Origin of the sequence: Pseudomonas moraviensis, from assembly GCF_900105805.1 — a bacterium.
Classification (GTDB): Bacteria; Pseudomonadota; Gammaproteobacteria; order Pseudomonadales; family Pseudomonadaceae; genus Aquipseudomonas; species Aquipseudomonas moraviensis_A.
This window is the reverse complement of the sequence record NZ_LT629788.1, coordinates 4,191,872-4,210,329: the sequence shown is the minus strand read 5'-3', so window position 1 is coordinate 4,210,329 and position 18,458 is coordinate 4,191,872. Positions and strand designations below refer to the sequence as shown.

The 18,458-nt window shown below is 62.3% G+C and carries 14 protein-coding genes; 6 read left to right on the top strand and 8 right to left on the bottom strand.

Features of this window, described 5'->3' with window-relative positions:
- Positions 1-18 precede the first annotated feature (18 nt).
- The 3 genes from BLU71_RS18795 to BLU71_RS18785 all read right to left on the bottom strand — a co-directional run bounded on the left by BLU71_RS18795 (position 19) and on the right by BLU71_RS18785 (position 2,101).
- Entirely contained in the window at positions 19-717 is a 699-nt protein-coding gene (locus tag BLU71_RS18795) for a PspA/IM30 family protein (protein ID WP_042610646.1), read from the bottom strand.
- 17 nt (positions 718-734) lie between these two features.
- Entirely contained in the window at positions 735-1,316 is a 582-nt protein-coding gene (locus BLU71_RS18790) for a YjfI family protein (protein WP_223259112.1), read from the bottom strand.
- Positions 1,317-1,546: 230 nt separating this feature from the next.
- Positions 1,547-2,101, bottom strand: a complete 555-nt coding sequence (locus tag BLU71_RS18785) for a cysteine hydrolase family protein (protein WP_083353672.1) — start codon at positions 2,099-2,101, stop codon at positions 1,547-1,549.
- 101 nt (positions 2,102-2,202) lie between these two features.
- Between BLU71_RS18785 and BLU71_RS18780 the strand changes: the two genes are divergently transcribed.
- The 3 genes from BLU71_RS18780 to BLU71_RS18770 all read left to right on the top strand — a co-directional run bounded on the left by BLU71_RS18780 (position 2,203) and on the right by BLU71_RS18770 (position 5,343).
- A complete protein-coding gene (locus BLU71_RS18780) occupies positions 2,203-3,183 on the top strand; it encodes a GlxA family transcriptional regulator (protein WP_083353671.1) in 981 nt (326 codons plus the stop codon).
- Between the two features lie 302 nt (positions 3,184-3,485).
- Positions 3,486-4,595, top strand: coding sequence for a DUF3182 family protein (locus tag BLU71_RS18775; RefSeq protein WP_083353670.1), 1,110 nt, complete (start codon positions 3,486-3,488; stop codon positions 4,593-4,595).
- Positions 4,585-5,343, top strand: coding sequence for an alpha/beta hydrolase family protein (locus tag BLU71_RS18770; RefSeq protein ID WP_083353669.1), 759 nt, complete (start codon positions 4,585-4,587; stop codon positions 5,341-5,343). Before BLU71_RS18775 ends, BLU71_RS18770 begins: the two co-directional genes overlap by 11 nt.
- Positions 5,344-5,457: 114 nt before the next feature.
- Here the strand turns inward: BLU71_RS18770 and BLU71_RS18765 are convergent, their stop codons facing one another.
- The 4 genes from BLU71_RS18765 to BLU71_RS18750 are packed head-to-tail and all read right to left on the bottom strand — an operon-like array spanning position 5,458 to position 9,432.
- Positions 5,458-6,444: a lysylphosphatidylglycerol synthase domain-containing protein gene (locus tag BLU71_RS18765; RefSeq protein WP_083353668.1), complete on the bottom strand. Its 987-nt coding sequence runs from the start codon at positions 6,442-6,444 to the stop codon at positions 5,458-5,460.
- Positions 6,441-7,715, bottom strand: a complete 1,275-nt coding sequence (clsB, locus tag BLU71_RS18760) for a cardiolipin synthase ClsB (protein ID WP_083353667.1) — start codon at positions 7,713-7,715, stop codon at positions 6,441-6,443. Before clsB ends, BLU71_RS18765 begins: the two co-directional genes overlap by 4 nt.
- A complete protein-coding gene (locus BLU71_RS18755) occupies positions 7,712-8,509 on the bottom strand; it encodes an endonuclease/exonuclease/phosphatase family protein (protein WP_083353666.1) in 798 nt (265 codons plus the stop codon). Before BLU71_RS18755 ends, clsB begins: the two co-directional genes overlap by 4 nt.
- A complete protein-coding gene (locus BLU71_RS18750) occupies positions 8,506-9,432 on the bottom strand; it encodes a DUF72 domain-containing protein (RefSeq protein ID WP_083353665.1) in 927 nt (308 codons plus the stop codon). Before BLU71_RS18750 ends, BLU71_RS18755 begins: the two co-directional genes overlap by 4 nt.
- A gap of 389 nt (positions 9,433-9,821) precedes the next feature.
- On the opposite strand from BLU71_RS18750, the gene BLU71_RS18745 reads away from it, so the two are divergent.
- Complete coding sequence (locus tag BLU71_RS18745; RefSeq protein ID WP_083353664.1) at positions 9,822-11,924, top strand: mechanosensitive ion channel family protein; 2,103 nt, start codon at positions 9,822-9,824, stop codon at positions 11,922-11,924.
- 115 nt (positions 11,925-12,039) lie between these two features.
- On the opposite strand, the gene BLU71_RS18740 is transcribed toward BLU71_RS18745, so the two are convergent.
- Positions 12,040-16,326: a DEAD/DEAH box helicase gene (locus BLU71_RS18740; protein ID WP_083353663.1), complete on the bottom strand. Its 4,287-nt coding sequence runs from the start codon at positions 16,324-16,326 to the stop codon at positions 12,040-12,042.
- 276 nt (positions 16,327-16,602) lie between these two features.
- Between BLU71_RS18740 and BLU71_RS18735 the strand changes: the two genes are divergently transcribed.
- Both BLU71_RS18735 and BLU71_RS18730 read left to right on the top strand, forming a co-directional pair.
- Positions 16,603-17,487 carry a sugar nucleotide-binding protein gene (locus BLU71_RS18735; protein ID WP_083353662.1) on the top strand — a complete coding sequence of 295 codons (885 nt, stop codon included), beginning with the start codon at positions 16,603-16,605 and terminating at the stop codon, positions 17,485-17,487.
- Positions 17,480-18,412, top strand: a complete 933-nt coding sequence (locus BLU71_RS18730) for an NAD-dependent epimerase/dehydratase family protein (protein WP_064364004.1) — start codon at positions 17,480-17,482, stop codon at positions 18,410-18,412. The genes BLU71_RS18735 and BLU71_RS18730 overlap by 8 nt, the downstream gene beginning before the upstream one ends.
- Positions 18,413-18,458 lie beyond the last annotated feature (46 nt).

Below are 18,458 nucleotides of genomic sequence, written 5' to 3'. Positions count from 1 at the left end.
AAAGGGTTGCGCAACAGCTTACTGCGCGGACTTCTGCTTCAGCCGCTCAAGAATCGCGTTGGCGCTGCCTTCGTTCGGCGTGATGCCGGCGTCGCGCAGTTTGCGTTCCAGGTCGTTGCCGCTGGAGGCGTCGGCCAGTTCGTCCGCTGCGCTCAGTTCGGCAGCGCGTTGCTGCTGCTTGGCTTGCAGGCGATTCAGGGTGCCGACGGCGGTCTCGAGTTTGCCGTTGGCGCCGCCGCTGGCAATGGATGCGCTGACCTGGGCCTTTTGCACGCTGTCGCGCGCCTTGGCCATGTCGACTTGCTGGCGCAGGCTCTTGATCCGCGATTCGGCTTTGCTGATGTCTTTGCGCATGTTGTCGGCGTAGGCGCCGAATTCATCGCTGAGCTTCTTCTCGGCAGCGAGGTCGTTGGTCAGGGTCGAAATCGCTTCGGCCACTTCCAGCGCCAGGTCTTCACGGCCGGCATTCAGTGCGGCGACGGCCTTGGCTTCAAGATCCTTGATCTTGGCGTCGTACTCGCTAACGCGGTCGGCGGCCAGTTTGTGTTTGGCCATGATCGTCACCAGTTCGCGGCGGGCGTTCGACAGCGCGCTGTCGGCGTCGCGGATTTCCTGATCGAGGATGCGCAGCGCCTGCTGATCGGCGATGGCTTCGCCGACTTCGTTGGCGCCGCCGCGCAGCGCGGTGAACAACTTGCTCCAGATGGACTGAGTCATTGGATATTCCCTGTTGATTACTTGAAGAAGTGTTCGAAGGCTTCGCTGGCGCGCTGCACGTTGTCGACCAGGGTTTTCACCTCGGTGACCACGTTGGTCAGGCTCGAATCAGCGCTGAGGGCGCCGAACATGTTGTAGACGGTCTGCCCGTTGGGCATCGACTCGATACCGATCGACGACAGCGGGAACATCTCGCGGCTGCGCAGCACGGCATCGTTGAACGCCTGGACATTGCTGATCGAGTCGATGTCCACCAGCACGGTGTCGACGATGATCTGCTGGCCGGCCAGGGCGATGTGAATCGGCAGGCCGCCGAATTCGTTCATTTCCAGCTTGATGCTCGGCTCGGAGCTCTGGATCAGCGACAGCGTGATCTCTTGCGAAGCCACCTCGTCCAGCGCCTTGAAGGCATTGAAGAGGCTATCGATGGTCCAGTTGTTGCCTGCGCTCATGTATTTCTCCGACATGAAAGAGCCAGCCAGGATCGGTTGGCGTAGCTGTTGCTCCATTTGCTTGAGCAAGCTTCGGTTTTCCGGAAGCACCCAAGTCTCGTGTTTCACATAACCGGCGGCGGCCAGGCCTGCGCGCATCTGCTTCATGTAGAAGCTCGAGGGTTTTTTCGCTGACGTCCTGGCACGCTCGCCCCTGGGGCTGGCTGCGGCAGGCGTCGGAGTGCGGCTTGTCATGGCTGGAATCCGGTTATGAGCATCTCACGCGTGGGCCACACTACAACCAATGCAAAGTGCCATCAATGACTCACGCGTGAGATTTTCATGACAGACGCAAAAAGGCCCGCAACGCGGCGGGCCTTTGGGTTATGCAGTTGTTGCTAGGCGTTGCTGTGCAGGAATTGGTCAGTCGACACGACAGTGGCGTAGGCGAAACTCAGCGCCGACATGAAGGCTGCGTGCACTTGGGCAGCCGGCACCGTCAGGCCATTGAATTCGAGATCACGGCTGGCGCAGGCATCGTGTATCACCGTAACGCCGTAACCCATGTCCGCCGCCGCGCGGGTGATGCCATCGATGCACATATGGCTCATGCTGCCGATCACCACCAGGTCAGTGATGCCTTGTTCGTCGAGCACCGATTTCAGTTCGGTTTCGCGGAACGAGTTGACGAAGTGCTTGAGTACCACCGGCTCGTTGGCACGGTTGCGCACCTTCGGATGCAGTTCGGCGCCCTCGGAGCCGGGAGTGAAAAACGGTGCATCGTCGGAGGTGAATTCGTGACGAATGTGCACCACGGAATCGCCCGCTTCGCGAAAGGCTGCGATCAGCCGCGCGGCGTTGTCGGCAGTGGCGTCGGCGCCGACCAGCGGCCACTTGCCTTGGGGGAAGTAGTCGTTCTGGATATCGACTACGATGAGCGCTTGCTTGGCCATGGGATTGTCCTCGAGAAGGTGATTGGGTGTGGCCTCAGTATTGACGCTGGCCGAGGATCCGAGGATTAGCCGCACCGACAATAGACGGGGGAAAACTGACAATGGCTGCACAAAAAGCCGCCACCGCTGAGCTGGGCGTGCTGATTTACCCCGGCGCGCAACTGGCGGCGGTGCACGGTCTGACCGATCTGTTCGCGGTGGCCAACCGTATCGCCGCCGAGCATCAGGCTGCGCGGTTGCCCGTGCTGCGGGTCAGTCACTGGCAGGTTGCAGGCGAGCAGTTGCCGGCGCGGGTCTATGACAGTCATCCGGGTACCGAGGACGCTTTGCTTGCCGTGCTGATTCCGCCGTCCCTCGGCGGGTTCGATGCAGCGCAGATGACCGCGAGCCTGACGCAATGGCTGCGCGATCAGCATGCACGCGGCGCAACCCTCGGTGGCGTCTGCGTAGGCTCGTTGATGCTGGCCGAAAGCGGCTTGCTCGACGGGCGCAGCGCCACCACCCACTGGACCTCGGCCCAGGCGTTCGCCGAGCGTTATCCGCACATCAAACTGAAGGCCGACACGCCGATTGTCGATGACGGCGACCTGATCACCACGGCCGGGCTCATGGCCTGGTCGGAACTGGGATTGCGTCTGGTCGATCGCTTGCTCGGCCCGAGCATCGCCACCGCGACCGCGCGTTTTCTGGTGATGGAACACAGCGACAGCGCCAGTGAATGCGGAAGCAATTTCGCACCGATCCTCAGTCATGGCGACGCGGCCATTCTCAAGGTCCAGCACTGGCTGCAAAGCACCGGGGCGACGGAGGTTTCGCTGGCGGCGATGGCCGAGCGCGCGGGACTGGAAGAGCGCACGTTTCTACGCCGATTCCGCGCCGCGACAGGCTTGAAACCGACCGAGTATTGCCAGCACCTGCGGGTGGGCAAGGCGCGGGAAATGCTCGAATTCACCAATGGCACGATCGATCACATTGCCTGGACGGTGGGCTATCAGGATCCAGGCGCGTTTCGCGCGATCTTCAAGAAGATCACCGGGCTGGGGCCAAGTGATTACCGCGCAAGGTTCGGCCTGACGCGATAGCCCAGGCAACGATGAACTACTGTAGGAGTGAGCCTGCTCGCGATAGCGGTGGGTCAGTCACCATTCGTGTTGGATGAGATACCGCTATCGCGAGCAGGCTCACTCCTACAGGGGAATGCGCTGAGGCGCGGGATCGTGCAATTTGCCGGAGTTTTACCCGCCGTCGTGCAGTTTGAAACAGGCGCGATGCCAGCACTTCGGCGGCAAACACCCGATTACCGGGCGGTTTGTTGAGATCGATGATTGGCCTGATCTCTGCAATTTCCGTGAGTGAACCCATCGACTGATGAAAAGGGGAACGCATGACCCCGACACCCAGCAAGAAAATCGTCGTGGCCCATTCGGTGCGTGCCGAGGCGCCGCGACATGAAGTCGAGACCAACAAGGCCCTGGCGCGCTGGCTGGCGCAGATTCTCGGCTGCAAATTCGGCGGCAGTTACGATCCGGCGAAACATTCAGGCCGCGAACTGTACCTGCTGCCGACGCAAACCATCGTCGGCGCCGCCCATGCTCAAGCGCTGGGCATCAAAGGCCCTGATGACTTGTGGGGCGGCTACGTCGAATACGATTTCATCTGCACCAAAGCGATCAGCCACGGCCTGCGCAGCCATCTGGCGCAGGCGCCGCAGGGCTGGTCGCCGCTGTTCTCGGAGCGGGTGCGCAACGTAGTACTCGATGGTCTCAGCGTATTCGCCCTGGAAGATGCGCGGCCCGCCGCCGAGCATCTGCTGTACGCCGGGCCGATTCGCTTGAAACCGATTCACGCGTGCGCCGGTCGCGGCCAGGAAGTGATCAAGAGCCTCGACGCGTTCGATGAAATCCTCGCGCGCCCCGAAGCACAAAGTTTGTTCAGTGACGGCGTAGTGCTGGAGCAGGACTTGCGCAACGTGGTCACCCATAGCGTCGGCCAGTCGTTTATCGGCGGCAAGGTCTTGAGTTACTGCGGTGATCAATACTTGACCGAGGACGGTCACGGCGAAGAGGTCTACGGCGGTTCGAACCTGCTGGTGGTGCAGGGCGGCTATGACGCGTTGCTCGCGCTGGATCTGCCCGATGATGTGCGCCTGGCCATCGAACAGGCGCAGGTATTCGACAGCGCTGCTGACGAAGCCTACCCACGCTTCTTCGCCTCGCGGCGCAATTACGATATCGCCCAAGGCCTGGACGCCGACGGCAACCAGCGCAGCGGCGTGCTCGAACAATCCTGGCGCATGGGCGGCGCCAGCAGTGCTGAAGTGGCCGCGTTGCAAAGCTTCGTCAACGATCCACAGATGCGCGCCATCCGCGTGTCGTCGGTGGAAACCTATATCGATCAGGCGCTGCCGGCGGACGCCATCGAGGTCTATCGCGGCCCGGCGGAAAACAGCGCGTTTCTTCTCAAATATGTGACGGTCCAATCCTATGACGGCTAGAAGCGAAAGCATTCAAATCGACATCGATGACGAACAGATGAGCGGGACTTTTCTCAGTCCCAAATCGAAAGTCCCGGGGGTGTTGTTCGTCCATGGTTGGGGCGGCAGTCAGGAGCGCGATCTGGAACGGGCCAAAGGCATTGCCGGCCTGGGTTGCGTATGCCTGACCTTCGACCTGCGCGGGCATACCGGCGGCACCGGGATTCCCCTGTCCCGCGTGACCCGTGAGGATAATCTGCGTGACTTGCTGGCAGCCTATGATCGCCTGCTGGCGCACCCGGCCCTCGACACCTCGGCGATCGCCGTGGTCGGCACCAGTTATGGCGGTTATCTGGCTTCGATCCTGACCTCATTGCGCCCGGTGCGCTGGCTGGCGCTGCGCGTGCCGGCGCTGTACCGCGATGAACAGTGGCACACGCCCAAGCGCGATCTGGACAAGGCCGATCTGCGCGATTATCGCAATACGCTGGTGCGTGCCGACAGCAATCGCGCCTTGCACGCCTGTTCGCAATTCACCGGTGACGTGCTGCTGGTGGAGTCGGAAACCGACGACTTCGTACCTCACGCGACGATCATGAGTTACCGCGCAGCGTGTCAGCAGACTCACTCGTTGACTCACCGGATCATCGATGGCGCCGATCACGCATTGAGTGATCCGGTGTCGCAGCAGGCCTACACGTCGATCCTGGTGGACTGGATTACCGAGATGGTGGTGGGGGAGCGGTTGAGCATTATCCAATCCAGATGATTTTCGGTGGTCTTGCGGACGCTATCGCGAGCAGGCTCACTCCTACATTTGGAATGCGTTCCCCCTGTAGGAGTGAGCCTGCTCGCGATTGCAATTTCCCATTCAACAACTCTCTCAGGACGGTTTTTTCTCGATCCGCAGCGCCTTGGCCTTGGCCTCCACCACCAGATACATCACCACCGTAATCAGCAGCGGCAACAGAAAATAAATCGCCCGATACGCCAGCAGTCCCGCCACCAGACTGCCGCGCGACGCTTCGTGCTGCAGCAGCGCGACAAACACCGCTTCAAGGACACCCAGCCCTGCTGGAATGTGCGTGATGACCCCGGCGATCGCGCTGATCAACAGCACGCCGAGCACCAGCGGATAATCCAGTTTGCTCGGCAGCAAGGTGAAAATCACCGCCGCCATCAGCGACCAGTTCAAGGCGCCCAACAGCAATTGCAGGACCGCCATGCGCAGCGACGGCAGGTTGATTTCCACGCCGCGTATCGACCACTCGCGGCGCTTGGAAAACTGACACGCCGCCAGGTACCCGGCACTGACCAACAGCAACAACACACCCACCAGTTGCAGCGCGTCACTGCTGAGTTTCCAGCCTGGCGGCATGCGCACCAGACCGCTGCTGAAGACCACACCGGCGATGGTCATGTAGCCGAACCAGTTGGTCGCCAGGCTCAGGCCGAGGATTTTGGCGATGTTGCCCTTGCTTACGCCGAGCCGCGAATACAGCCGATAACGCATGGCGATGCCGCCGACCCAGGCGCTGAGGTTGAGGTTGAAGGCGTAGCTGATGATGCCCACCGGCAGGATCTGCTTCCACGTCAGGTCCTGACGAATGTAGGTGCGGCCGATCAGGTCGAAACTGGCGTACACCAGAAAGCTCAGCAGGGTCAGGCTGGCAGCGATGACCAGCGTGCGCACCTTGAAATCGGCGAGGGTTTCCAGCACCTCGGCCCATTCGATGCGGGTGGCGAACATTGTCAGCAGGACGATCAGCGCGAGGAAAAACAGGAGCGTCAGCGGACGTTTCCAGCGGCTCCATTTCGACGGCGCCGCGGGTGCCGAATGGCTATCGGAATGGACTTCGGAATGACTCATGGCCGCGCACCTCGGAAAGGCTTCAGACGCGGTTTATGCGCCGGCAGCCAACCGGCCATGGCCGGGAAGTGCCGCAGGAAGTGGAACACCAGAAAACCCACAGTCATGTGCCAGATCCGTCCACGCGGCAACAGATTGGCGTCCATGGCCTTGCAGTGGTTCTGGCTGAGGTCTTCGAGGCGTTCGTACAGGTGCTGATTGAAGGCGCGGTCGCGGATCAGCACGTTGGCTTCCAGATTCAGCGACAGGCTCAGCGGGTCGAGATTGCTCGAGCCCACGGTGCTCCAGTCATCGTCGACCAGCGCGACTTTGCCGTGCAGCGGGCGTTGGCAATATTCATGAATCTGCACGCCGGCGCGCAGCAGATAATCGTAGGTCATGCGCGCTGCCAGTTTCGCGACGAGCATGTCTGGCTGGCCCTGCAGGATCAGCCGCACATCGACGCCTCGGCGGGCGGCGTTGCGGATTTCGCGCAGCAAACGGTAACCGGGGAAGAAGTAGGCATTGGCGATGATCACCCGGCGCTTGGCCTTGCGCAGCACCTGCAGATAGACGTCTTCGATATCGGTGTTGTGTTGATCGTTATCGCGGAACACCAGCCGTACCTGGCCGTCGTGATCGGTGAAAGCCATTTCCGCCAGACGCTGGCGCCGACGCTGCCACCAAAACCGCGCGCGTCCCGGACGACCGCTTTGCAGCAGGGCGAAGTGATGGATATCGGCGACCACCGGGCCCTGGATCTCCACCGAATAATCCTGCTTGGCTTCAGGGCCGAAATCGGCCAAATGATCGCCGGAAAAATTGATCCCGCCAATGAACGCGATCAAACCGTCGACCACCACGATCTTGCGGTGCAAACGGCGAAACCAGTTGGTGCGGATGCCCAGGTGCTTGGGCGCTGGATCGAAGATCTGCAGATGCACGCCGGCATCGCTCAATGCCGACAGATAGCCGGTGCTCAGCTCGCCGCAGCCGAAGCCGTCGAGGCTGACCGTGGTGCGCACGCCACGCTGGGCGGCTTCGATGAGGATCTGCTGCAACTCGGCGCCGACCTTGTCTTCGAAGACGATGAAGGTCTCCAGCAGAATTTCGCTCTTGGCCGCGCGCATCGCTTCGAACACACGGGGGAAATATTCCTCGCCGTTTTCCAGCAGTTCTACGCGGTTATTGCTGTGCCATTGATACTCGACGTCAACGTGGCCGGGCTCGCGCACCGGCGGGTTCAGCGTGACCGGTTCGACGGCGGATTTTTCCAGTGGCGCACTGTTCATAGTTCAATCTCCACCGATAACGGTGCGTGGTCGGAAAGATGTGACCAGGGCCGGTTGGTCAAGACTTTCGGCAGGCTGGCCTTGAGGTTGCGCACGTAGATGCGGTCGAGCCGCAGCGCTGGCAGTCGCGCGGGAAAGCTGCGCGCCGGTTTGCCGTGGTGTTCGGCGAATACTTCGCGCAGGCCACAGGGCTTGAGCTGCGCATCGGCGCGCTGGCGCCAGTCATTGAAGTCGCCGGCGACAATCACCGGCGCATCGGCGGGCAATTCGGCGAGACGTTGCAGCAGCAGATCCAGTTGTGCATTGCGATGGCTTTCGCGCAGGCCCAGATGCACGCAGATCGCATGCACCTCGGTGCCGTCTCCGGGCAGGCGCAGCACGCAGTGCAGCAGGCCACGGTTTTCATGGCCGCTGATCGATACGTCGAGGTTGTCGTGGCGGATGATCTGGAATTTCGACAGCAGTGCATTGCCGTGGTCGCCCGCCGGGTACACCGCGTTGCGCCCGTAGGCGAACTGCGGCCAGAGGCTGTCGGCGAGGAATTCGTATTGCGGCATCGTCGGCCAGTTGTCGTAGCGTTTCGGATGCTGCTCGTGGGTGCCGTGGACTTCCTGCAGAAACACCACGTCGGCGGCGACGCTGCGCACCGCTTCACGCAACTCCGGAAGGATGAAGCGCCGGTTCAGCGCGGTGAAGCCCTTGTGGGTATTGACCGTCAGGACAGTGAACGTACGCACCGAGGGTGAGACCACGGAGCCTTCGTCGGTAAAACCGACCGGTTCGGGAATGCTCATGACAGAACTCCTTCAGCGGCGACTTGCCCGGGAGTTGTGGCGAGGTCTTGGTCGAGGTCGAAGCGCTGCAACAGATTGCGTGCGTCGTAGGGCGCGCGGACTTTGATGTCGTTGTCAAAGTAGCAGAACACTTCACGGGATTTGCGTGCGCGGGGTTTCAGGCGTGGGGCTATCAGATGTGCGTCCTCCGGCTGTTTGCCGTGATGCCAGGCGTCGATGCGCTCGGCCCAGCGCTTGAGTGCTTGTTCGGAATAGCCGCTGGCGTAGAGCTCTTCAGCGCCGTGCAGGCGCAGATAGACGAAGTCGCTGGTGAGGTCTTCGCGGTACGGCCATTTGCCGGCGGTGTCGGCAATGACCAGTGCGGTGTTGTAGCGTTTGAGCAGGCGCACGAATTGCGGGTCGATGAAACTTTCATGACGGATTTCCACCGCATGGCGCAGCGGTTTCTTGCGCCAGGCCTTGACGCTGGCATGGCCGGGCAGATGCGAATCGTGCTGGCGGGCGAGGGCGGCTGCGGCTTGGGTATCGTGGGGCAGTTGCGCAAGAAACTGGTCGAAGCGCTCGGCGTCGAATTTGAAGTTGGGCGGAAACTGCCAAAGGATCGGCCCGAGTTTTTCCTTCAGCTCCAGCACGCCTGAGGCAAAGAAATTCGCCAGCGGCTTTTCGATTTCGCGCAAGCGGCGCACATGGGTGATGAAGCGCGGCGCCTTGACGCTGAATACGAAGTCATCGGGGGTTTCGGCGTACCACTGGGCGTAACGTTCGGGTCGTTGCAGGGCGTAGAACGATCCATTGATTTCAATGCTGTTGACCGCGCGAGAGGCGAACTGCAATTCGCGCTTCTGCGCCAGTCCCTTCGGGTAGAAGTCCCCGCGCCACGGGGCGTAGCGCCAGCCTGAAATACCGATGTGAATCGTCGCCATCCCATCCTCCCGTAGAAAGTCCTCGTGTTGCCGATGTTCTGTGATGACTGCGCCGGGGGCGGGAAAGTTTCGGTGGTGTTACGGACGGTCGCGGGTGAAGCGAGGATCAAGAGCTCACCCCCTCACCCCAACCCTCTCCCCCAAGGTGGCGAGGGGGAAGGGAGCAGATCTTCATGTCACCTGAAATCGCGTACGACTGTGAAGGGAGCAGATCTTCATGGTCTTCAGGACTTGAGTTCGACTCAAGACGTGCAGTTGGTGAGTTTGGTCATGCAACTCGGTCGGCTCCCTCTCCTGGGGGAGAGGGCTGGGGTGAGGGGGCTCTTGAACTTGCCGGGCAATTACCGATCAGTTCCTTACAGGTTGTTCAGCCACGGGAGATCGGAGTTTTGCGCAATTTCAGGATCGCCATTCTGCTGGGAGCGCTGTTGTGCTTCGGCGTCACCACATCGCAGGCCGCCGCGCTGCCGGGCGTTCCGGCTCCCGCTGACACGGCGGAAAAGCCCGCCGAACCGGAACCGCTGGTGCAGGGCGGTCTGCTCGGGGCGATCAGTACGAGCATCGACGACGTGCAGGAAAAACTCGATCTCAACGAACACCTGGTCGATGCCTGGCGGCTGCGTGCTGACCGCGCGGCGGATGAGGTCGATCGGCTGGTCAAGCAACCGTCGAACCGTTCGGGCTGGAGCGTGGCCGGGGATTTCCTCACGCTGTCGGGTGTGTGGCTGGGCAGTTTCGCCCTGTTGACCGTGCTTGGCAGTCTGCTGGCCAAGCGTCTGCGCGAGGGGCGCTGGTTGCGCACTCGCCAGCGCAGTCAGGACCTGCTCGGCTATGTGCTGCCGTACACCGTGCCGGCACTGATCTGCCTGCCGCTGACGCTGTATGTCAGCCATTTTCTGCAAGGTTCAGTGGGGCGCGCGCTGGCGCTATGTCTGGCCTACGCCACCAGCAGCGGTATCTTTTCCACGTCGATGTTGTTGTGCGTCGTGGTGATGTTCAACGTCGGCCACAAACGCACCGCCGCGCGAATTATCCGTGAATACTGTCCGCGACCGCTGTTCCTGATCGGTTTTCTCGCTGCTCTCAGTGATGCCCTGACCAGCCCGCAGATCGCCCGGCAACTGGGCGGCAATATCACCAGCAGTATCGCCGTGTTCACCGGGCTGATCGCCTCGGTGATTTTCGGTTTGCTGGTGATCCGCCTGCGCCGGCCGGTGGCCCATCTGATCCGCAATCGCCCGTTGGCCCAGCGTTTGAAACAACCGTCGCTGCAAGAGTCGCTGCGGATATTTTCCGGGTTGTGGTACTGGCCGATCGTGCTCATGGTGCTGGTCTCGGCGGTCAGTCTGATCGGCATCGGCGAGGACAATCAGAAAGCCCTGCGCTGCGCCTTGTTCACCACCGTGCTGCTGATCGCCACGGTATTCCTCAGCACTGTGTTGCAGCACCTGTTCAAGTCGCGCAAGGCCGAGGCGCTCCAGCGCAGCAGTGCCTACAAGGAACGCTTTCTCAGCCTGTTGCATGCCTTGCTGCGCATCGTCATGGCGATTGTGTTCATCGATATTCTCGGGCGGATCTGGGGCGTGTCATTGCTCGATTTCGCCCAGAGCAGCACGGTGGGCCGGGCGATCAGCAATGCCTTGAGCAGTATCGGCCTGATCTTCCTGGTGACGTGGTTGCTGTGGGTCGTGCTCGACACGGCGATTCAGGAAGCGCTGAAACCGCCGGTCAGCAAACGCGCGGCACGCCAGCCGAGCACGCGGGTGAAAACCATCCTGCCGTTGTTGCGCAATGCGATCAAAATCATCCTCGTGGTGATCTGCGCGATCACTACCATGGCCAATCTTGGCATCAACGTCGCGCCGCTTCTGGCTGGTGCCGGTGTGGTCGGTCTGGCCATCGGTTTCGGTTCGCAGCAACTGGTGCAGGATGTGATCACCGGGCTGTTCATCATCATCGAAGACACCCTGTCGATTGGCGACTGGGTGGTGCTGGATTCCGGCCATGCCGGCACTGTGGAAGGCTTGACCATCCGCACCCTGCGCCTGCGTGACGGCAAGGGTTTTGTGCACTCGGTGCCATTCGGTCAGATCAAGGCTGTGACCAACCAGTCACGCCAGTTTGCCTTCGCGTTTTTCTCGGTGCAGTTCACTTACGACACCGACGTCGACAAGGCCATCGAGCTGATCCGCGAGGCCGGCGATTCGATCCGCGAAGACCCGTTCCTCAAGTACAACCTGCAAGGGCCGCTGGATGTGTTCGGGGTGGACAGGATGGATCTCAACGGCGTGGTACTGACGGCGCAATTTCGCACGGTGTCCGGTGGGCAATATGCGGTGAGCCGGGCGTTCAACCAGCGCTTGAAGAAGCTTGTGGATAACACTGCAAATGTGCATTTTGCGCAGACTTATCCACAGCACGTCTTTTTGCCGAAGCGGCAGGAGGAGGGGGCGGTGGTGGCGGCTGAGGTGCCGCAGGAGTCGCGGACCTGATCTGAGCTCTGCGTTGAATGTCCCGGCCTCATCGCGAGCAGGCTCACTCCTACAGGGGAATGCATTCCAGAATGTAGGAGTGAGCCTGCTCGCGATGGCACTACAACAGACACCCTCAATGCCGGATCAACTTCCGGCCTATCTGCTCCATGGCCACTTGGTCCAGTTCCACCCAGATCTGCTGTTTGCCGGCAATCACAGCCGCCACGGGCACGCCATCGCGATACACCAGCCGATTACTCACCAGCGCCGGCACTTTCACCCCGGGCAACAGTGTCCCCGCCAGGTTCAGCGGATCAACTCCACATACCGCCACCAGACTGCCGTCATGCGGGCGCCGGCGCACTTCGCGCAATAGGGGAATCGCCTCCGGCAGCGCGAATTGCTCGCCCGCCAGACCACTGACAAAGCGCCCGCCACGAATCTCGCCCTGCGCCTCCAGTCGATGGAAGGTGCGCAGCAATTCCCGCCAGCTCGGCAGCCAGTCTGCTTCCCGTTCCAGCAAGCGCCAGAACACCACGCCGTAGCGGCGCAGCAGGGTCATGGCCACATGTTCGAGCGTCTCGGCTGTGTCTGCTGACGAACCACGGCGCAGCAACGCCCAGCGCCCGGCATCGTCCATTCCGCCGATAAACGCGCCGCGCCCGCGTCGGCTACTGCGCTGCTGGCGCTTGCTTGCCGGGGTGATCAGCGCGCGCAGGCCGGCGAAGCTGTCGGCATTCACCAGCCCGGCGGCGACCAGTTCCTGCAGGGCGATTTCCAGCTCGCTGCGCAGCAGGCGCGCTTCATGAATCAGCTCATCAAAAAACAGCGCGCCATGCTGACTCAGCGCCTCGAAGACTTTCTGCGTTTTCAGCGATAACTCACTCACTGGGGTTTGCTCAGCCAGCGCACTCCACAAACCCACCTGACTGCGCGGCAGCAGGACAATCGGCGTGCTGCGCAATGCCGAGCCGCTGACTTTCTGTCGCGCGCTGATACGCGTCCACACCAGTTTGCCGTTGCGGCACAGCTCATCCAGCCAGCTCGGCGAATAGTCCTTGAGGCGTGCCGGCAGGATGTCGCTGTCCCACGCCGAAGCTGCCGCCGGGTAACCTTCGAACTGGCCGACAATCGCTGGCAACACTGCGCTGCCCTGACCTTGGGTGGTCGGTGACAAATGCTGCCAGTCGAATAGAAAGCGCGTGAAGTCCTGCAACGCCACCGGTTCGATTTCCCGACGCAGGCGCTTGACCGTGTAGCGATGGATGCGCGCGAGCAGATGGCGTTCGCACCATTCTTCAATCGCGCTTTTCGGCGTGAACTGCCCGCGCAAGACGTAACCTTCACGCTCCAGTCGGGCGAGGGCCTGACTCACTTGCGCGGCGGGCAGGGCGAGCGGCTCGGCAATGGCTGGCAAAGGGGTCGGCCCAAAGGCACCGAGGCGGGCGCGGATCACTTCGACCAGCGCTTCATCGAATGTCCACGCCTCGTCGAATCCGGGTAGCGCCACTGCTGCGCTCGACAACGTGGCCTGTGGATAAAGCGCCTGCAGGCAACTCAAGCGTTCGCGGGCCAGCCATAACTGATGCTCGGCGTCGATCCGCAGTAGGCAGGCGCGCCCGCTGGCCATCAGCGCCTGCAACCAATCCAGCCAAGCCGTGTTGGCTCGCGCTTCGGCGTCACTGATGCAGGCAAGGCTCATCAGTGCTTCGTGCATTTCATCCATGGAATTGGGCGCCGGCCAGGCTTCTTCGCGCACCGCCGTGATCGCATCGGCGTCCAGCGCGCCGAGGTCATCGGTCGATTGCGGATCGCTCCAGCGCCGGTTGATCACCGCTTGCGTGCGCCGTTCTTCCAGCGGCGCGTCATCAAGAAACGTGTACGGCCGGGCGCTGAGGATTTCCGCCGCCAGCGGCGACGGTGCCGGCAGGTCGCGGCTGATCAGCCGCACCTCGCCACGCTCCATGCGCCGCAGCAGGGTCAGCCAGCCTTCGCTGTCCATCGCTTCGTGCAGGCAATCGTCGAGGGTCTGTTCCACCAGCGGATGCTCGGGGACTTCGCGCTCGCCGGCGAGGTTTTCCAGGCAGGCGATCTGGTCGGGAAACACGCTGGCGATCAGGTCTTCGCTTTTCATCCGTTGCAGCTGCGGGGCGACTTTGCGTCCGCCGGTAAAGCGCGGCAGCGCCAGCGCCACCCCGGCATTCCAGCGCCAGCGCACGCCGAATAACGGCGCATCGAGCACGGCCTGAATGAGCGTGTGTTCGGCGCTATTACTGTGCAGATAACGCCAGACTTCATCAAGCTCGAAGCTGTGACTGGCGGACAGCGACAGCACGATCGCGTCTTCGCTGGCGGCGGCCTGCAACTCGAAGTTGAAGGTGCGGCAGAAACGCTTGCGCAGGGCCAGGCCCCAGGCGCGGTTGATGCGGCTGCCGAACGGCGTATGGATGATCAGTTGGGTGCCGCCGGACTCGTCGAAAAACCGCTCCATCAACAGCGTGTCCTGCGAGGGCAGGGCGCCGAGGGTTTGCCGCGCGCGAGCGAGATATTCGACCAGTTGCTCGGCGCTGGCGAGGCTGAGGCCAAGTGTCGCGGTCAGCCAGTCGAACGCCGGTTGCAGATTACCGGGGCTGGCGCTGAGCAGCTCATCCAGATGCCCTTGCAGGCGCGCGACGGCGGCCGACAGTTCATCGCTGCGCCCCGGGGCTTCGCCGAGCCAGAACGGAATGGTCGGTGGCATGCCCTGCGCATCCTCGACGCGGACCTTGCCGCTCTCCACCCGCAGGATTCGGTACGAGGTATTGCCGAGCTGGAACACGTCGCCAGCGATACTTTCCACGGCGAAATCTTCGTTGACGCTGCCGATGCTCAAGCCCTGCGGTTCGAGCAGCACGCTGTAGTCGGCGTTGTCCGGGATGGTGCCGCCACTGGTCACGGCGGTCAGTTGCGCGCCGCGCCGGCCGCGCAAAGTGCGGTTGACGACGTCGCGATGCAAGTACGCGCTACGGATGCCCTGACGGCCGTTGTACCCTTCGGCGAGCATGCTAAGCAGGGCCTGATAATGTTTTTCGTCGACATCGCGGTAAGGCCAGGCGCGACGGAACATCGCCAACAAGGCGTCCTCCGACCATTCCTGGCAACTGACTTCGGCAATGATCTGCTGCGCCAGCACGTCGAGCGGTTTTTCCGGTATGTGCAGCGTATCGAGCTCGCCCCGGCGCACGCAGTCGAGCAGAGCGGCGCACTCGATCAGGTCGTCGCGGGTGGTGGCGAACAGACGGCCCTTGGGTGTGCCGCCGACCTGATGGCCAGAGCGGCCAACCCGTTGCAGAAACGCGGCAATCGAACGCGGCGAGCTGATCTGGCAGACCAGGTCGACTTCGCCGATATCGATGCCCAGCTCCAGCGACGCGGTGGCGATCAGTACCTGCAACTCACCGCGCTTGAGGCGCTGTTCGGCGTCGAGGCGAAACTCCTTGGCGAGGCTGCCGTGGTGCGCCGCCACCGCCTGCTTGCCGAGGCGTTCGCTCAGATGCCGGCTCAGGCGCTCGGCGAGGCGTCGGGTGTTGACGAAAATCAGCGTGGTGCGGTGCTCGCGAGCAAGTTCGGCGAGGCGGTCATACACCAGTCCCCAGACATCGGTGGCCATCACCGCCGACAACGGCACCGGCGGCACCTCGATGCCCAGGTCTCGTGGGCGGGCGTGGCCGATGTCGACGATTTCGCAGGGGCGTTCGTGACCGACCAGAAACTGTGCCACCGCCTCCACCGGTTTCTGCGTGGCGGACAGGCCGATCCGGGTCAGCGGCTCGGCGCAGAGTGCTTGCAAACGCTCCAGGCTCAAGGACAGATGACTGCCGCGCTTGCCGGCGGCCATGGCATGGATTTCGTCGATGATCACCGTGCGCGTGGTGCCGAGCATCTTGCGCCCGGATTCCGAACCGAGCAGCACGTACAGCGATTCCGGCGTGGTGACCAGAATGTGCGGTGCGTTCTTGCGCATGGCGGCGCGATCTTTTTGCGGCGTGTCGCCGGTGCGTACGGCGGTGGTGATGGTCAGCTCGGGCAGGCCCAGTTCGCGCAATTGCGCGGTAATGCCGGCCAGCGGATTCTGCAGGTTGATCTGGATGTCGTTGGACAGCGCTTTCAGCGGCGAGACATAGACCACCAGGGTTTCGGCGGGCAGGCCGTCGGGGTGTTCGAGGCCGCGGTGGACAAGCTCATCGAGCACGGCGAGAAACGCGGTCAGGGTTTTCCCCGAGCCGGTGGGCGCCGCGATCAGCGTCGACCGGCGCTGCTGGATCAACGGCCACGCACGGGCCTGAGCGGCGGTGACCGCCGGGAAAGTCTTGTTGAACCAGGCGCTGACGGCGGGGTGAAAGCCTGCCAGAGCGCTGTTGGCGGGGAGGGGCAGATTCATGACAGAAGTTATGCGGGCGAGGGCGGGAAGATGCAAGTACCGTTCGGACCCCTTCGCGAGCAGGCTCGCTCCAACCTTGGAATGCGGTCCCCTCTAGGAGTGAGCCTGCTCGCAATAGCACCAGTGGGGGCGATACAAATCCCGGCATCTACACTTTACGGGTGACGGTTGCGCACTAAACCCGCAAAATGCAACGATTCCGGCAATGATCGACCACGGCGCCACGCGTGCCGTCGTCAAAGCCATCGTTCCAATCAGACTGGGCCTGCTGACTCTATGCGAATGCGCCTTATGTTACTGGGCGGCGGAAATGCCCTTGGGCAGGCGCTGATTCGCCTCGGTGCGGAAGAAGACATCGGTTTCCTCGCCCCCCGCCCGCCCGAAAACGGCTGGGATGCCGCGAGCCTCACACAACTGCTCGACGACACCCGTCCCGATGCGTTGATCAACCTCGCCTACTATTTCGACTGGTTCCAGGCCGAGAGTGTGAGCGAAAGCCGCATGATCGGCCAGGAACGCGCCATCGAGCGTCTGGCCGAACTGTGCCAGCATCACAACATTGTCCTCGTGCAACCGTCGAGCTATCGCGTGTTCGATGGCTCGCGGGCCACGGCTTACAGCGAAAAGGACGAACCGGTGCCGCTGGGCCTGCGCGGTCAGGCCTTGTGGCGCATTGAACAGAGCGTGCGCGCGACCTGCCCGCAACATGTGCTGCTGCGCTTTGGCTGGCTGCTCGACGACAGCCCCGACGGCACCCTCGGGCGCTTTCTCGCCCGTGCGGAAAAACCAGAAGAATTGCTGCTGGCCGATGACCGTCGCGGCAACCCCACGCCGGTCGATGACGCGGCGCGGGTGATCATTTCCGTACTCAAGCAACTCGACTGCGCCGCGCCGCTGTGGGGCACTTACCATTACGCCGGCCACGAAGCGACCACGCCGCTGGCGCTGGGCCAGGCGATTCTCACCGAAGCACGCAGCCTGCACGCGCTGGCCATCGAAGCACCGACTGCGCAGGCACACGCCGCGCGCCCGGATGCTGCCGAAGAGCCACAACATGCAGTACTGGCCTGCAAGAAAATTCTCCACACTTTCGGGATCAAGCCGCGCGCCTGGCGTGCCGCCCTCCCGGGCTTACTGGACAGGTTCTACCGACATGGCTGAAGGAACGGTTTTAATCACTGGCGGAGCCGGATTCATCGGCTCGCACCTGACCGATGCCCTGCTCGCCAAGGGCTATTCGGTGCGCGTGCTCGACGACCTGTCGACCGGCAAACGCAGCAACCTGCCGCTGGACAATCCCAAGGTCGAATTGCTGGTTGGTGACGTTGCCGATGCCGCATCGGTGGCCCGCGCCATGCAGGGCTGCAGCGCTGTTGCGCATCTGGCTGCCGTGGCCTCGGTGCAGGCCTCGGTGGACGATCCGGTGAAAACCCACCAGAGCAATTTCATCGGCACCCTGAATGTCTGCGAAGCCATGCGTCTGGCCAGGGTCAAGCGTGTGGTGTACGCCTCCAGCGCGGCGGTGTACGGCAACAATGGCGAAGGCGAGTCGATCGACGAAGACACCCCGAAAGCCCCGCTGACGCCGTATGCGTCGGACAAACTGGCCGGTGAGCAGTACTTCGATTTTTATCGTCGCCAGCATGGCCTGGAGCCGGCGATTTTTCGCTTCTTCAACATCTTCGGCCCACGCCAGGATCCGTCCTCGCCGTACTCCGGGGTGATCAGCATCTTCAGCGAACGCGCCTCCAAAGGTTTGCCGATCACCGTGTTTGGCGATGGCGAGCAGACCCGCGATTTCCTGTATGTCGGCGATCTGGTCGATTTGCTGGTGCAGGCGATTGAAAAGCCCGAAGTGCAGGAAGGCGCGGTCAACGTTGGCTGGAATCAGGCGATGAGCCTCAAGCAGATGCTCGAAGCGTTGAAATCGGTAGTCGGCGAGCTGCCGCCCGTGAGTTACGGGCCGGCACGTTCGGGTGATATCCGCCATTCAAGGGCGGATAACCGACGCTTGCTGCAGCGCTTTGAAATGCCGCCGCAGACGCCGATGAGTGTGGGCTTGGCGCGGCTGCTTGGGCGTGCCTGATAAAGCCCTCACTAACCCTCTCCCAAAGGGAGAGGGGACTGACCAG

What these genes read in the sequence shown, in the direction of transcription:
- BLU71_RS18795 (WP_042610646.1), bottom strand. Translation starts at nt 717, where the DNA reads ATGACTCAGTCCATCTGGAGCAAGTTGTTCACCGCGCTGCGCGGCGGC.
- BLU71_RS18790 (WP_223259112.1), bottom strand. Translation starts at nt 1,316, where the DNA reads ATGAAGCAGATGCGCGCAGGCCTGGCCGCCGCCGGTTATGTGAAACAC.
- BLU71_RS18785 (WP_083353672.1), bottom strand. Translation starts at nt 2,101, where the DNA reads ATGGCCAAGCAAGCGCTCATCGTAGTCGATATCCAGAACGACTACTTC.
- BLU71_RS18780 (WP_083353671.1), top strand. Translation starts at nt 2,203, where the DNA reads ATGGCTGCACAAAAAGCCGCCACCGCTGAGCTGGGCGTGCTGATTTAC.
- BLU71_RS18775 (WP_083353670.1), top strand. Translation starts at nt 3,486, where the DNA reads ATGACCCCGACACCCAGCAAGAAAATCGTCGTGGCCCATTCGGTGCGT.
- BLU71_RS18770 (WP_083353669.1), top strand. Translation starts at nt 4,585, where the DNA reads ATGACGGCTAGAAGCGAAAGCATTCAAATCGACATCGATGACGAACAG.
- BLU71_RS18765 (WP_083353668.1), bottom strand. Translation starts at nt 6,444, where the DNA reads ATGAGTCATTCCGAAGTCCATTCCGATAGCCATTCGGCACCCGCGGCG.
- clsB (WP_083353667.1), bottom strand. Translation starts at nt 7,715, where the DNA reads ATGAACAGTGCGCCACTGGAAAAATCCGCCGTCGAACCGGTCACGCTG.
- BLU71_RS18755 (WP_083353666.1), bottom strand. Translation starts at nt 8,509, where the DNA reads ATGAGCATTCCCGAACCGGTCGGTTTTACCGACGAAGGCTCCGTGGTC.
- BLU71_RS18750 (WP_083353665.1), bottom strand. Translation starts at nt 9,432, where the DNA reads ATGGCGACGATTCACATCGGTATTTCAGGCTGGCGCTACGCCCCGTGG.
- BLU71_RS18740 (WP_083353663.1), bottom strand. Translation starts at nt 16,326, where the DNA reads ATGAATCTGCCCCTCCCCGCCAACAGCGCTCTGGCAGGCTTTCACCCC.
- BLU71_RS18735 (WP_083353662.1), top strand. Translation starts at nt 16,603, where the DNA reads ATGCGAATGCGCCTTATGTTACTGGGCGGCGGAAATGCCCTTGGGCAG.
- BLU71_RS18730 (WP_064364004.1), top strand. Translation starts at nt 17,480, where the DNA reads ATGGCTGAAGGAACGGTTTTAATCACTGGCGGAGCCGGATTCATCGGC.